This window comes from Phyllobacterium sp. CL33Tsu (assembly GCF_900113985.1).
Lineage (GTDB): Bacteria > Pseudomonadota > Alphaproteobacteria > Rhizobiales > Rhizobiaceae > Phyllobacterium > Phyllobacterium pellucidum.
This window is the reverse complement of sequence record NZ_FORJ01000005.1, coordinates 19,088-33,548: the sequence shown is the minus strand read 5'-3', so window position 1 is coordinate 33,548 and position 14,461 is coordinate 19,088. Positions and strand designations below refer to the sequence as shown.

The window sequence follows — 14,461 nt, the reverse complement described above, 5'->3', positions numbered from 1 at the left end:
GAATAGGTTCCTATAAACCGGGCCAGAAAATCAATTCGACTCTAGTCGCAGGCTTTGGGACATGGCTAAGCGATCCCCGGATAAGGGTTGTGGCTAGGGCGCAGCCCTATACAACGTCACCGTGGTCCGGCGGCCCTTGCTGTAGTTGATGCCGGAGACAGTGGCGATGGCGGCGACGGATTTCTCGCCCCCCGGCAGGCTGGCGATGAAGCCGTTGCGCTGTCCTTCATCGACTGCTGCGATCGCGCATTTCGGATCGGCAAGAATATGCTGGGCGGCTCCGGCGCCGTCGGTCAGCACTGTATTCGTGCCGGCAAGGAAGACGAGGCTGGGTTCGGCATAGCTGGCGGAGGCCAGAACGCTGTCCGGGCAGGGCTTGGCGCCCTTGTAGGCATCGGCGATCGCCGGGCTAAGCCACATTGGCGTCAAGGCAGGAACGACGCCCCATGTGAGCAGTCCGAGGGTAATTATAGCAAAGGTTGCAGAAGCTTGCAGTGCACCCTTCAAGTTGTGATTCAGGATGAGGCCGCTGGCGAAGAGCCCTGCGGCGAACGCTGAAAAGAAGGCGATGATGCCGGGAAGCGAGAAGGAGCCGGTCATCACGTAAGGCAGGACGAGGCCTGCGCCCATCAGCGCCAGCGTGGCGGCGGCAAGGCCGAGCAAGGTCAGCCGTTCGATCCAGATCTGCCATTTGCCCTGATAGGGCCCCGATGCGACCCCGGTGTCGATGGCCCAGGCCATAATCAGGAGGAGCGCGGGGTAGGCGGGCAGGACATAGTGCGGCAGTTTGGTGGGGATCAATTCCGTCACCAGCCAGAACGGCACGTACCAGGCGACTAGAAAGGCGAGGCGCGGATCCTCGCGCAAGCGCCCGAGCGCCTGCAGGCCGCCGCGGACCGCCAGCACGCCGAACGGCCAGATGAAGAAAACGAAGATCAAGGCGAAATAGCCAGGCGGTGCGCCATGGCTTTCCTGCGCGTCACCCACCTTGGAAAGGAAATCCTTGTTAACCGATTCGTTGAAGAAGGCGCCGCCGCTTTTCATGGTGATCATGATCAGCCAGGGCAGGACGATCGCAAGCAGGATGATGATGCCGGCAATGGGCTTCAGCCCCTTCAGCCAGCGCCATTCTCGGTAGTAGAGGCTGAGCGACGCCATTGTGAGCAGGCTGACGAAAGGCGTAATGGGTCCCTTGATCAATACGCCGACAGCCGTCGCCACCCAGAAGGTGAGTGCGGGTGCCCAGGTCTCGGCCGCCTGCCTGCGGCTCGCCATCCACATGAAGGCGAGCGCCGCCTGTGCCATGACGACCGTTGCGAGCACTGTCGCGTCCGTCTTGGCGACGCGTGCTTCAAAGCCGAGCATGACGATCGAGGCGAGAGCAATCCCGGCGAGAAGACCGGCGCTTTGCCCGAAAAGGAAAGCGCCGAGCGTTGCGGTTGCCAGCACGGCTACGGTCGCGCCAGCCACCGAGACGAGGCGGTAGGCCCAGGCGGGCGCCTTGTCGTCAAAGCCGGTCAGCTTCAAGGCAGCGCTTTGCAGCCAGTAGATGCCGATCGGCTTTTTGTAGCGCGAGGCGTCCTGAAAGCGGATATCGACATAGTCGCCGCTTTCCGCCATCTGGTGAGTGGCCTGGATATAGCGCGACTCGTCGCGGTCGAGCGGGGGGATCGAGGCGATGCCCGGCACGAACGAAACGATGCAGATGAAGACCAGCAGCAGATAGTGGCTCAGGCGTAACCGCCGCGGCGTCGTGGCGGCAGGCGTTGTCTCTATGTGGCTCGCCAATGCGCTCACGAGTCTTGCGTCATCGCTTTCTTCTCATTGGCGATCAGCCAGAGATTGCGAACGTAAACGACAAGTCCGAGGCCTTGTCCGGCGATGAAGACGGGGTCCTTGCGCACGATGGCATAGACGAACAGCAGGGCGCCGCCGAACAGCGAGAAGAACCAGAACGTGACAGGCACGACGCTGCGCTTTGCCCGTTCCGATGCCAGCCATTGCAGGACGAAGCGCATGGTAAAGCACGCCTGCGCAAAGAAGCCGAGCACGACCCAGGCATCGAACTGCGCGACGAATACCGAGTGCAGCCAATTGGTTATAGCGTCAGCCATGGCTGATCTCCGTGATAGTTGGGACGGTCTTGCGGCGTTTTCTCAGCCACCAGACACCATATAGATCGAGAATGCCGCGCAGGCCGCGGTCGAGAATGCCATAGTTGGATTTGCCGTGCCGCCGTTCGCGATCGACGACGTCGACATGGACGACGCCATAGCCTTCGCGAATGACGAGGGCGGGCAGATAGCGATGCCAGCCGTCGAAGAAGGGCAGTTCGCGAAAGATCTGCGTGTGCAGCGCTTTCAGGCCGCAACCGGAATCGCGCGTGTTGTCCTTGAGGATCGCACCGCGCAGGCGATTGGCATATTTCGAGGCGAACTGCTTGAGCTTGGTGTCGGTTCGCTTCAGGCGCTGGCCCGCAGCGATGCCTGTCCTTGGACCGGCTTCGAGAAGGGCATCGGCAAGCTGCGGCAGATAGGCAGGGTTGTTCTGGCCGTCGCCATCCATGGTCACGACGACATTGCCCTTGGCGGCGAAGACGCCTGAACGAACCGCGGCGCTCTGGCCGGCGGATTTGTCATGGCGCACATGGCGCAGCGGCTTGCCTGCCATGATGCGGCCGGCGAGCACGTCGCCGGTGGTATCCGTCGAGCCGTCATCCACGACGATGACCTCGTAGCTGCGGCCATCCATGGCGGCATCCACTTCATCGAGGAGAAAGGCTAGATTGGCGGCCTCGTTGCGGCAGGGAATAACGATGGTGATTGCCGGATTGCTCAAGTCAGACGCTTTCGTATTGTCTCATCAGGCGCGCTCCATAACATTGAACGCACCGGCTTGCCATACCTCAATTCACGCATCGCCCGGGCTGATCACCGCTTATCGCGAATGTCTGACAGTGTCCTTGTCGGCGTGATTGCTTCCGGATCGAGGCGGATTTCGATGATGGCGGGCTTGCCGCTGGCAACTGCCCGTTGCCATGCGGCTTCGAAAGCATCCGTCGTTTCGACAGTCTCGCCATGGCCGCCAAAGGCACGGGCAAGCATCGCGAAATCGGGATTGGTGAGTTCGGTCGCCGAGACGCGCCCCGGATATTCGCGCTCCTGGTGCATGCGGATTGTGCCGTAAATGCTGTTGTTGATGACGAGAACAATGATCGGCAGGTCATACTTCACCGCTGTCGCGAAATCCTGGCCGTTCATCAGGAAACATCCGTCGCCGGCAAAGCACACCACCATGCGGTCCGGGTGAAGCTGCTTGGCGGCGACTGCGGCGGGCAAGCCGTATCCCATCGAGCCGGAAGTCGGGGCAGCTTGCGTGCCGAAGCGGCGGAAACGATGAAAGCGATGCAGCCAGGTGGCGTAGTTGCCGGCGCCGTTGGTCATGATCGAATCTTCCGGAAGGACGCTTTCGAGGTAGGTCATGATCGGCCCCATCGCAACCTTGCCCGGCCCGGTCCGCGGCGGCGTCGACCAGGCGAGATAGGATTGGTGCGCCGTTTCCGCCTCGCCCGGCCAGTTGATGTGCGATGGTGGCGCAAGGTGCTCCACCACGGCCGCGAAGGCATCGGCCGCGGCATTTATGGCAAGGGTTGGGCGATATACTCGTCCGAGTTCCTCCGCATCCGGATGAACGTGGATCAGCGTCTGTTTGGGGTAGGGACTGTCCATCAGCGTATAGCCTGAGGACGGCATTTCACCGAAACGGCCGCCGACGAGGAGCAGAACGTCGGCCTCCTTGACCCGCGCGCCCAGCGCCGGATTGATGCCGATCCCGACATCGCCGGCATAATTGGGATGGAGATGATCAAACAGCATCTGGCGACGAAACGAGCAACCAACCGGAAGCTGCCATTTTTCGGCAAAGCGCGTGATTGAATGAACCGCTTGTTCGCTCCAGCGCGAGCCGCCAAGGATCATGAATGGCTTCCGCGCGCCTTGCAAAAGATCGGCGAGTTTCTCGATGACGGCAGCGGACGGACCGGTTTCAACCGGCTGCCAGCCTTGCGCCGCGACGGCTTCCACCTTGTCGGTGAGCATATCTTCGGGCAGCGCAAGTACGACCGGCCCCGGACGGCCGGAAGTCGCGACGGCGAAGGCGCGGGTGACAAACTCGGGGATACGGCGGGCATCGTCGATCTCGGCAACCCATTTTGCCGTGTCAGCAAAAAAGCGGCGGTATTCGACCTCCTGAAAAGCCTCACGTTCACGGGCGTCGCGCTGTACTTGGCCGATGAAGAGGATGAGCGGCGTCGAATCCTGCATGGCGATGTGGATGCCGGGTGATGCGTTGGTTGCACCTGGACCACGGGTGACGAAGCAGATGCCGGGCTTGCCCGTGAGCTTGCCCCAAGCATCCGCCATCATCGCCGCGCCGCCCTCGGCCCGGCACACCGTCACGCCGATATTGGTGTCGTAGAGCGCGTCCAGCACCGCAAGGTAGCTCTCGCCCGGAACACAGAAGAGCCGCTCGGCGCCATTGGCGACCAGAGCTTCAACGATCAGTTCACCGCCGGTTTTCATTGGTAATATCCTTCAATTCGTTCAATATGTCGGCGCTGTGTTCGCCGAGGCGGGGCGAGGGACGCTCGTACTGCAGAGGGGTCTTGGACATGACGATAGGCGTGCGCACGGAAGGGATAGTGCTGCCGTGGCTGTCTTCAAGGTCAAGGCGCAACCGCCGCGCGACGATCTGCGGGTCGTCGAACATTTCGCCAATGCCGTTGATGGGGCCGGCGGGGACGGCATTGCCGGCGCAGGCCTCGAGCAGTTCCGCCCGGCTGCGCTTTGCCGTTTCGGCGCGTATCAATGCGGTCAACTCCGCCCGGTGTTCGAGGCGGGCACGGTTGGTCAGAAACCGCGGATCGCTTGCCAGCGCATCGAGGCCGACGATCGAGCAGAAGCGGGCAAATTGGCCGTCATTGCCGACGGCAAGGATCATATGCCCATCCGATGTCGGCACCACTTCGTAGGGCGAAATATTCGGATGGGCATTTCCCATCCGGTGCGGGCTCTTGCCGGTCGCAAGATAGTTCATGGCCTGGTTGGCCATGACGGCCGACTGGACGTCAAACAGCGCCATGTCGATCATCTGGCCTTCGCCGGTCCTGGCGACATGCGCCAGCGCGGCCTGAATGGCGATCACCGAATAAAGTCCGGTGAAGACGTCGGCGACGGCGAGGCCGACTTTCTGCGGTTCGCGGTCCGGCTCGCCGGTGACTGACATCAGCCCGGACATGCCCTGGATGATGAAATCATAGCCAGCCTGCGCCGCGTAGGGGCCGGTCTGGCCAAAGCCGGTGATCGAACAGTAGACCAGCTTGGGGTTGTCGGCGCTGAGGGTTTCATAGTCGAGCCCGTATTTGCGCAGCCCGCCCACTTTGAAATTCTCAAGGACGACATCTGCCGTCTGGCAAAGCGCGCGCACGGTCTCCTGTCCTTCAGGCGTTGCGAAATCGGCGGTAATCGAACGCTTGCCGCGATTGCAGGCGTGGAAATAGGCGGCGGAGAGGTTCTCCCCTTCGCTGCTGGTGAGAAAGGGTGGTCCCCAGCCGCGCGTCTCATCGCCGCCGGCAGGGTTTTCCACCTTGATCACATCGGCGCCGAGGTCCGCGAGGATTTGTCCGGCCCAGGGTCCCGCCAGTACGCGGGCAAGTTCGATGACACGGATACCTTTGAGGGGTGCATCAGGCATGATCAGTTTTGTACCAGTTCTTTCGTTGGATGTTGGGCGACGCGCAGCGCCCAGGACGCAAAATCCTGCATGATCTCGTCACGGTTAATTTCGTTGAGGCCCTCATGGCGCGTGCCTTGATAGATCCGGCTTTCTACACCGGTGAAACCGAGGCGCAGGAGGCGCTCTTCGAGCTCCTTGACCGACTTGCCTTTCGCCGTGGCCGGATCCTCGGCGCCGCCGACAAGATTGAATGGCAGGTTGCGGCGCAACGTGGCGAGAAGAGCATCGTTGGTACCGGCGTTCATGAAATCGAAAATGTCGCGCCACATGCTCACGGTCGGGTCCCAGCCCGAGAGCGGATCGGCGAGATAGGCATCCACCTCGTCGGGATCGCGCGATAGCCAGTCGGAAGCCGTGCGGGCATTCTTGACCCTGCGGCCCCAGTCGCGAAAGGTAAGCTTTGGCAGGATCATGCTCGGGACATCGGAACCGAGGAGCATCCGTTCTGCCCGTAAAATACCGAGCGCAAGGCGATTGAGCGACGCCGTTGAAAAGTTGGCGTTCCAGATTGCGGCCCCGCTGACATTCTCGGGGTGCTTCAGGATATAGTTGAGCGCAACCAGCCCGCCCATCGAATGGCCGAAAAGGATGAGTGGCAGTCCGGGATTCCGGTTACGGGCGAGGTGGTTGACGACGTCGACATCGTCGAGCACGTGCTGGCGCCCGGCTTGTTGGGCAAAGCGTCCTGCCGGGGCTCCCGGCGCTTTGGTCAGGCCATGGCCGCGATGGTCATGGGCATAAACGTGAAAGCCCCTTTCGCTTAGAAACTGCGCAAAACGGGCATAGCGCAGGGAGTGCTCGCTGACGCCGTGGCAAATCTGGACAATGCCGCGTGGCTCCGCTTCTGCCTGCGAGACCCGAACGGCAAGCGCGGCCCCCGTCGCAGTGCGTATTGTCTCAACCTCTTTAAATGCCATTCGCAGCCTCCCGCCCGCAATTGAAAGGGTGGCGCGCGATTAGTCAATGCGGAATAAGTCCATATCAATATCGCCCAAATTATCGCGGTGCTGCCTATTAAATAAACAGACAAATCTTTGTGCAACTTTCTTTTGCAAAACCACTTGCAATCGATAAAAACATGCCGCAGAACTTCACTCCGAAAGAAACGGGTTCTGACCTTTCGTCGCTGTTGCAGATGATCGAGCTGCCCATCTTGCCAGTTACATGGCCGTTCAAGGGAGAAGAGGACGCTCCCCGAATGCGGCACCAGAGGGGAAACCGGGTGACGGAAATATCCGCGCCCGGTTTCGCTCATTTTGGGACAGGTTTTATCTGAAACCAGTGTTGGGTGCGGGCGGGGCCGCGAAATAAAACGCCCGCGCATTGCCACCGGAGCGCCTTTCCCCTAAATACGGCGCAACTTCATTCACACGAATACGAACATCGGAGTGACGCGCGTTATGGCACGCCAATTCATTTATCATATGGCCGGTCTCAATAAGGCCTATGGCACCAAGAAAGTTCTCGAGAATATTCATCTCTCCTTCTATCCCGACGCTAAGATCGGCATTCTCGGCCCGAACGGCGCCGGCAAGTCGACGATCCTCAAGATCATGGCGGGAACGGACAAGGAGTTCACCGGGGAAGCCTGGCTTGCTGATGGAGCAACCGTTGGCTATCTCGCCCAGGAGCCTGCCCTCGACGCCAGCAAGGACGTCATGGGCAATGTGATGGAGGGTGTCGCCGACAAGAAGGCAATCCTCGACCGCTATAACGAACTGATGATGAACTATTCCGACGAGACCGCCGATGAAGGCGCCAAGCTCCAGGATATCATCGACGCCAAGAACCTCTGGGATCTGGAATCGCAGGTCGAGATGGCGATGGAGGCGTTGCGCTGCCCGCCGGGCGACGCCGATGTCACCACGCTCTCCGGCGGTGAACGCCGCCGCGTCGCGCTGTGCCGCCTGTTGCTGTCGCAACCTGACCTGTTGCTTCTCGACGAACCAACCAACCATCTCGATGCCGAAACGACTGCATGGCTTGAAAAGCACCTGCGGGAATATCCCGGCGCCGTTCTGCTCATTACTCACGATCGCTACTTCCTCGACAATGTGACCGGCTGGATCCTCGAACTCGATCGCGGCCGCGGCATCCCATACGAGGGCAACTACTCGGCCTATCTCGAATCGAAATCGAAGCGCATGCAGCAGGAAGGCCGCGAAGAGGCTTCGCGCCAGAAGGCACTTGAGCGCGAGCGCGAGTGGATCGCCGCAAGCCCGAAGGCACGCCAGGCCAAGTCCAAGGCCCGTATCAAGGCCTATGACGAACTGGTCGATGCGGCCAACGACCAGCGTCCGGGCGACGCCCAGATCATCATTCCGGCAGGCGAGCGCCTTGGGCAGGTGGTGATCGAGGCTGAGAACCTCAGCAAGTCCTTCGGCGACCGGGTCCTGATCGAGGACCTTACCTTCAAGCTGCCTCCGGGTGGCATCGTCGGCGTCATCGGTCCGAACGGCGCCGGCAAGACGACATTGTTCAAGATGATCACTGGCCAGGAAAAGCCTGACTCCGGATCAATCCGCATCGGCGACACAGTCCATCTCGGCTATGTCGATCAGAGCCGCGATCACCTCAAGGGCGACAAGAACGTCTGGGAAGAGATTTCGGGCGGCAACGACATCATCAAGCTTGGCAAGCACGAGATGAATTCGCGTGCCTATGTCTCTGCCTTCAATTTCAAGGGTGGCGACCAGCAGCAGAAAGTCGGCAATCTATCGGGCGGTCAGCGCAATCGCGTGCACCTTGCCAAAATGCTGCAGTCGGGCGGCAATGTCCTGCTTCTCGACGAGCCGACCAACGACCTCGACACCGAAACGCTTTCGGCGCTCGAGGATGCACTTGAGAAGTATGCGGGCTGCGCCGTGATCATCAGCCACGATCGCATGTTCCTCGACCGCCTTGCGACGCATATCCTTGCCTTCGAAGGTGACAGCCACGTCGAATGGTTTGAAGGAAACTTCGAGGAATATGAGAACGACAAGATCCGCCGCCTCGGCCCGGACAGCGTCAATCCGAAGCGTCCGACCTACAAGCGCTTGACGCGGTAAGGCCGCATGTTCGAGCGGCTGAAGGAACGCGGTTTTGATATACTGGCGCTTCACCACGCCGAAGCCATCGTCACCATGGACATGGCCGGCGCGGAGAACGACCTCGAAACGGTCCTGCTCGATCTGACGATCCCCGTCACCGAAATTGTCGCGGGCGGGGGAGGCGAGGCGCGACTGACGCAGCGTCTGCGCCGTGGTCTCGCCGAACGGGGCTGGAGCAAGCGCAATATCCGCGTCCGCAAGACCGTGCGCTGGTCCGAATTCGATGAGGAAAGGGAGGTCGCCTCCCTCTCTCATGAAATCGACCACGTGAAGGCATTCGGGCCGCAAGGCTCGGTGTTCGCGCTCGAAATCGAGTGGAACAACAAGGATCCGTTCTTCGACCGCGACCTTGAAAGCTTCAAGCGGCTGCACGCCGAGGGCGCCGTCTCCGTCGGCGGGCTCATTACCCGCGGCGAGAGCCTTCAGAACGATATGCGGACGATCCTGCGCCGCTTTGCAGATGAAAGGGCTGTCGATGAACTCGGCCAGCTCGACAGCTTCAATTATGTTCCGACGGGGCGTCAGCGCGAAATGATCCTGACAAGGGCCGAGCGTACCGGCGACTTCCGGCAAGCATGGGTCGATGCATTCGTCGGCGACAAGTTCGGCGAGGCGACGACCCATTGGCGCAAGCTGCGCGACCGCGTCTTGCGCGGCGTCGGAAACCCGTGTCCGCTTGTCCTTATCGGCATACCTTCATCGGTGGTAACGTTCGATCACTCCGCGGCCTCCGCTGCGGAATTATAGGCGTAGGTCTTCCAGGTCGGCTTGTAGTCTTCGTCGGCCTGATTGCCCCAATAGGTCCAGTTTGGCCGCGTCCCGCGCGCAAAAAGTTCGAGATAAGGACCCTTCGAGCAGCTTTCGATCAGATCGTACTGCTCGTCGGGCTTGCGCGAGTGTTCGCGCTTGCGCGACGAAAGATAGTTCACCTGGCTGCGGCCTGGCGCCAGTGTGCGGGCGTTCTTGCCGCGAACCCCGAAGAGCAAGACTTCGGTGACGTTGCGAAAATAGAAGCCCACGCCGCGCCCGTCAGAGCCGCCATCCTTGCGCACCTTGTGCCAGATGATGTTCGACTTGTACTCGAATCCCCAGGATTGCATGACCCGCAGCCCCTCCGGCAGCAGCGCATTCGGCACCCACAGGTAGAGATGCGCAGGTTGCGCCGTCAGGTCGGCGATCGGCAGGGCGCAGATATCGTCGGTCGTCATCGTGCCGTAGCGCGACAGGCGCTTGTGCTCCGGAGCGACCTTTCCGGTGCGATTGGTGAAGCGCCACGGCGGATCGGCAAGGACGGTGTGATAACGCTTTCCTGCGGTTCGTTTCGCCAAATCTATGGCTGCGTCCATAACTTCAGCGTTCACGACAAACCTCCGGTGAGAAAAGAACGAAAGCAGAACACATAACGATTGTCAATCGGAGACGATTCGCCTTTCCAGTGGGTTATAGCATGCCATAGGCGCAAGGTATTGCCGAGCCGCAATAGTTCACCGAATTCTCATGACTCTTTTTGACAGATTCATCAGGGATATTCGCTGGTGTTGCCCGCAGTTTTTCATAATATGCGGCGGCTTTCACGGCGCATATTTTCAGGAGCGTTTATGAACGACCTTTTTTCAACCGGCCCCGAGATATTGCCCGCGCGCAAGCTCAGTGGGCGTGTCAGCGGCCTGTTCGAGGCACGCGCCGGCGATTTTGTGACGGCGCCGTCAGCGGAACTCAACGTCACTTTCGACGGAATTGTCGGTGATTTCCATGCCGGCCCGACGCGGAAATCCGGCGGTCGCGAGCCTTGGTATCCGCGCGGCACCGAAATGCGTAACGAGCGGCAACTCTCGATTCTTGCGCCGGACGAACTCGTACAAGTTGCAGCCGGCATGGGGCTTGCCGAACTCAGGGCCGAGTGGATCGGCGGCAACATGCTGATCGACGGGATCCCGTCGCTTTCGATGCTGCCGCCACGGACGCTGATATTTTTCGAGGGTGGTGTCACGTTGAAGGTCGACGGCCAGAACGCGCCCTGCAAGATTGCCGGGCGCTCGATCGGCGAACATGCGGGAACGGCCGACCATACCGCGACTGCGCTCGATTTCGTTCGGGTCTCGCGGCGGATGCGCGGCATCGTCGCCTGGGTCGAAAAGCCTGGAACGATCGGCAATGGCGAAAAGGTGGATGTGCGCATTCCCGAACAATGGATTTATCGCCCCTGAGGCTTGCGCGCGCCCGGGAATTGTGGCGAATGATCAGGCAGGTCCGGTGCCTGCGGCAAGCGTTGCGGGAGAATCGGGAAGCCGGTGAAAATCCGGCACGTGCCCAACGCTGTAAGGGGGATGGACGCGCATTTGCCACGGAACTTCCGGAAGGCGCGCGGCTCAGTTGAACCTCAGTCAGAAGACCGGCCGGACCTCATAGCTCGAACCGCGTGGACGGCGGCGAGAGTTTCAAGCGTTGTTGGGAGCAAACAATGCACGATAAATGCCATGGTCCGACTGCCGCCGACAGTTTTTCCAAAGATGAACGCGCGGCGGTCTACAAAGCCATCCATACGCGCCGCGATGTGCGCGACCAGTTTCTTCCCAAGCCCATACCCGACGAGGTGCTCATGCGCCTGCTCGATGCGGCCCACCATGCGCCTTCGGTCGGCTTTATGCAGCCCTGGAATTTCATCCTGATCAGCGATCCCGAGCGCAAGCAGGAGGTGCACCAGGCCTTCACCCGCGCCAATGAGGAAGCGAGGGCAATGTTCACTGACGATCGCCAGGCGCTTTATGCTGCGCTGAAACTCGAAGGCATTCTCAAGGCGCCGCTCAACATCTGCATCACCTGCGATCGCACCCGTGGCGGGCGCGTCGTCCTTGGCCGCACCCATAACCGTCAGATGGACCTCTACAGTACCGTCTGCGCAGTACAGAATCTCTGGCTTGCAGCGCGCGCCGAAGGCGTCGGCGTCGGCTGGGTCAGCATCTACCATGATACCGACATGCGCCGAATTCTCGGCATTCCCGCGCATGTCGAGATCGTCGCCTATCTCTGCGTCGGCTACGTGGATGAGCTCTACCAGGCGCCGGAGCTTGAGCAGCGCGGATGGCGCAAGCGACTGCCGCTCGATGAACTCATATTCCGGGGCCGGTGGAGTGGATGCGATGATCCAGGAACGCTCAGCTCGGATCATCCTCATCCGGATCAAGCAGGCGTGTCGCCCGCCACTCCGTCAGTTTCCGGTTGATCGCTTCCAGCACGAAGAAACGCGCCGATTCCTTGTCGTAACCGTCGTCACGAAGCACATCGTAATCCGTGTGCTGGTGGCGGACATGGGCGACCGTCGCCAGCCACACCGCAATCGGCGGCGGCAGCGTCTTCATATGCGGGGCATTTGCGGCGGCGCGGATCGGCTCGGAATCCGAATAGGGTACGGCCGGTAGCAGAAGTGTCAAAGCCTTGTTGATGGCGCGCTGGCGGTTTGTTCCGATGCTCATGCCGCTATCCTAGCCGATTCTCGTCCTATTTCAGGCGCGGCAAAAAATGTCGTCAACGGCAAAAACAACTTGCTTATGCGGCGTTTGTCACATAAACATATCTTTATGTCTTTTGAGGATTGGAAGCATGGACAAGCGTAATCTCAACCTGGACCTGATGGTCGATACGCTGAAAGCGGCGGCCGAGCCGAGCCGCCTGCGCATCCTCGCGCTCCTGTCACGCGGCGACCTTACAGTTTCCGATCTCACCTCAATCCTTGGCCAGTCGCAGCCGCGCGTGTCGCGGCATTTGAAGCTGCTGTTCGAGGCCAGCCTCATCAATCGCTACCAGGAGGGTTCCTGGGCTTATTTCCGCCTGGCCGACTCGCTGATCGTCGGTGACATCGCCCGGTCGCTGCTCGACCGCCTCGATTTTTCCGATCCTTTGCTCGAACGCGACCTCGAGCGGCTTTCCTCGGTGAAGTTGCAGCGGCGCGAACGCGCAGCCGCCTATTTCAGCGCCAATGCAACGAGCTGGGATATGATCCGGTCTTTGCATGCGCCGGATGGCGCGGTGGAAGCAGCGCTCCTCAAGATCGTCGGCCGCAAGCCGTTTCAGGCGATGCTCGATGTCGGCACGGGGACGGGCCGTCTGCTCGAACTCTTCTCGCCGCTCTATATTCGCGGCGTCGGCATCGACATAAACCGCGACATGCTGACGGTTGCTCGCTCCAATCTCGATCGCGACGGGATTACCAATGCGCAGGTGCGCCATGGCGATGTCTATTCCCTGCCGGTGGATCGCGAATCCTTCGATCTTGTTACCGTCCACCAGGTTCTGCACTTCCTCGATAACCCCGCCGAAGCAATCCGCGAAGCGGCACGTGCATTGCGGGCAGGCGGGCGCATGCTCATCGTTGATTTTGCTCCGCACGAACTTGAGTTCCTGCGCGACAACCATGCCCATATGCGTCTCGGCTTCAGCGATGCGCAGATGCGCGAATGGCTTACGGAAGCCGGTTTGATGCTCGAAGAGAGCACGGAACTTGAACCGAAAGACAAGAACAAACTAACCGTTAAACTGTGGCTGGCACGCGACCCGCGCCTGCTGATTGCAGATCCCGATTTAACCTCCCGCGTCACGGAGAGTGTCTGATGAGTTTCTTTCGCCAATCGCGCCGCCCCGATATCGGTCACAATATCCGTGTGTCCTTCGAGTTCTTCCCGCCGAAGACGGAAGTCATGGAGGAACGGCTTTGGGAGACGGTGACGCGCCTTGCGCCGCTCAATCCCGAATTCGTCTCGGTGACCTACGGTGCCGGCGGTTCGACGCGCGAGCGGACCGCCCGCACGATCAACCGCATCCTGACCGAAACAGACGTCAATGCCGCTGCGCATCTTACCTGCGTCGATGCGACGAAGGAGGAAGTCGATACGGTGGTGCGCGAGTTTGCCGCCATGGGCGTCAAGCGCTTCGTTGCCCTGCGGGGCGATCCGGCAAGCGGCGTCGGTTCGCACTACAAGCCGACACCCGGCGGCTATGAGAACGGCGCTGATCTCGTTGCCGGGCTGAAAGCCTTTGCCGATTTCGATATCTCGGTTTCGGCCTATCCGGAAAAGCATCCGGAAAGCCCGGACTTCGCCACCGACATCGACATGCTCAAGCGCAAGGTCGACAATGGCGCGACACGGGCGATCACTCAGTTCTTCTTCGAGAACGATCTCTACGAGCGCTATGTCGAAAAGGTTCGCCGTGCCGGTATCTATATTCCGATCCTTCCGGGCATCCTGCCGATCCACAATTTCACGCAGGTGACGAATTTCTGCTCGAAGGCGGGCACGCACATTCCCAACTGGCTGGCCGAGCGCTTCGAGGGTCTCGAGAACGATCCGCAGACGCACCAGCTCGTCGCTTCGGCAGTCGCTGCCGAACAGGTGGTCGACCTCGTCGAAAGGGGTGCGCAGGATTTCCACTTCTATACGATGAACCGGGCCGACCTTGCTTTTGCCATCTGCCATCTCATCGGAATTCGGCCGGGCAGCAATGTCGTTGAGGCCAGTTTGGCCGGGGCCGCGGCATAAGACCGGGCTCTGAAATGGGAAACGGCCCGACTGCCATGATCG

14 protein-coding genes and 1 riboswitch are annotated in these 14,461 nt (G+C 60.5%); of the genes, 6 read left to right on the top strand and 8 right to left on the bottom strand.

All coding sequences use genetic code 11. The features are described from left to right. Window positions 1-93 precede the first annotated feature (93 nt). From BM074_RS17100 to BM074_RS17075, 6 genes are all read right to left on the bottom strand, one after another. Window positions 94-1,797: an ArnT family glycosyltransferase gene (locus BM074_RS17100; protein WP_244532931.1), complete on the bottom strand. Its 1,704-nt coding sequence runs from the start codon at window positions 1,795-1,797 to the stop codon at window positions 94-96. Further along, entirely contained in the window at window positions 1,794-2,114 is a 321-nt protein-coding gene (locus BM074_RS17095) for a lipid-A-disaccharide synthase N-terminal domain-containing protein (RefSeq protein ID WP_027231938.1), read from the bottom strand. Before BM074_RS17095 ends, BM074_RS17100 begins: the two co-directional genes overlap by 4 nt. After that, window positions 2,107-2,838 (bottom strand): glycosyltransferase family 2 protein, encoded by a 732-nt coding sequence (locus BM074_RS17090; protein WP_027231937.1) that lies wholly within the window; start codon window positions 2,836-2,838, stop codon window positions 2,107-2,109. Before BM074_RS17090 ends, BM074_RS17095 begins: the two co-directional genes overlap by 8 nt. Before the next feature lie 92 nt (window positions 2,839-2,930). Beyond that, the gene (locus BM074_RS17085) at window positions 2,931-4,580 is read right to left on the bottom strand and encodes a thiamine pyrophosphate-binding protein (RefSeq protein WP_091923661.1); all 1,650 of its coding nucleotides are present in this window, start codon (window positions 4,578-4,580) and stop codon (window positions 2,931-2,933) included. Then, window positions 4,564-5,751 (bottom strand): CaiB/BaiF CoA transferase family protein, encoded by a 1,188-nt coding sequence (locus tag BM074_RS17080; protein WP_091923659.1) that lies wholly within the window; start codon window positions 5,749-5,751, stop codon window positions 4,564-4,566. Before BM074_RS17080 ends, BM074_RS17085 begins: the two co-directional genes overlap by 17 nt. 2 nt (window positions 5,752-5,753) lie before the next feature. Continuing rightward, window positions 5,754-6,710 (bottom strand): alpha/beta hydrolase, encoded by a 957-nt coding sequence (locus tag BM074_RS17075; RefSeq protein ID WP_091923657.1) that lies wholly within the window; start codon window positions 6,708-6,710, stop codon window positions 5,754-5,756. A 483-nt stretch (window positions 6,711-7,193) separates the two neighbouring features. Between BM074_RS17075 and ettA the strand changes: the two genes are divergently transcribed. Together ettA and BM074_RS17060 are read left to right on the top strand one after the other, a co-directional pair. Next, window positions 7,194-8,843: an energy-dependent translational throttle protein EttA gene (gene ettA, locus BM074_RS17065; protein WP_091923653.1), complete on the top strand. Its 1,650-nt coding sequence runs from the start codon at window positions 7,194-7,196 to the stop codon at window positions 8,841-8,843. A gap of 6 nt (window positions 8,844-8,849) precedes the next feature. Then, the gene (locus BM074_RS17060) at window positions 8,850-9,632 is read left to right on the top strand and encodes a BglII/BstYI family type II restriction endonuclease (protein WP_091923651.1); all 783 of its coding nucleotides are present in this window, start codon (window positions 8,850-8,852) and stop codon (window positions 9,630-9,632) included. Here the strand turns inward: BM074_RS17060 and BM074_RS17055 are convergent. After that, complete coding sequence (locus tag BM074_RS17055; protein WP_228017962.1) at window positions 9,602-10,246, bottom strand: MT-A70 family methyltransferase; 645 nt, start codon at window positions 10,244-10,246, stop codon at window positions 9,602-9,604. The two genes, BM074_RS17060 and BM074_RS17055, sit on opposite strands and share 31 nt — an antisense overlap. Window positions 10,247-10,483: 237 nt before the next feature. Between BM074_RS17055 and BM074_RS17050 the strand changes: the two genes are divergently transcribed. After that, window positions 10,484-11,092: an MOSC domain-containing protein gene (locus BM074_RS17050; protein ID WP_091923648.1), complete on the top strand. Its 609-nt coding sequence runs from the start codon at window positions 10,484-10,486 to the stop codon at window positions 11,090-11,092. A 27-nt stretch (window positions 11,093-11,119) separates the two neighbouring features. Then, window positions 11,120-11,301, top strand: a riboswitch (cobalamin riboswitch). Window positions 11,302-11,346: 45 nt separating this feature from the next. Further along, the gene (gene bluB / locus BM074_RS17045; protein WP_091923646.1) at window positions 11,347-12,108 is read left to right on the top strand and encodes a 5,6-dimethylbenzimidazole synthase; all 762 of its coding nucleotides are present in this window, start codon (window positions 11,347-11,349) and stop codon (window positions 12,106-12,108) included. Here the strand turns inward: bluB and BM074_RS17040 are convergent. After that, a complete protein-coding gene (locus BM074_RS17040; RefSeq protein WP_091923644.1) occupies window positions 12,041-12,358 on the bottom strand; it encodes a DUF2293 domain-containing protein in 318 nt (105 codons plus the stop codon). The two genes, bluB and BM074_RS17040, sit on opposite strands and share 68 nt — an antisense overlap. Window positions 12,359-12,485: 127 nt before the next feature. Between BM074_RS17040 and BM074_RS17035 the strand changes: the two genes are divergently transcribed. Together BM074_RS17035 and metF are read left to right on the top strand one after the other, a co-directional pair. After that, window positions 12,486-13,493 (top strand): ArsR/SmtB family transcription factor, encoded by a 1,008-nt coding sequence (locus BM074_RS17035; protein WP_091923642.1) that lies wholly within the window; start codon window positions 12,486-12,488, stop codon window positions 13,491-13,493. Next, entirely contained in the window at window positions 13,493-14,419 is a 927-nt protein-coding gene (gene metF / locus BM074_RS17030) for a methylenetetrahydrofolate reductase [NAD(P)H] (protein WP_091923640.1), read from the top strand. Before BM074_RS17035 ends, metF begins: the two co-directional genes overlap by 1 nt. The last annotated feature ends 42 nt before the right edge of the window (window positions 14,420-14,461 follow it).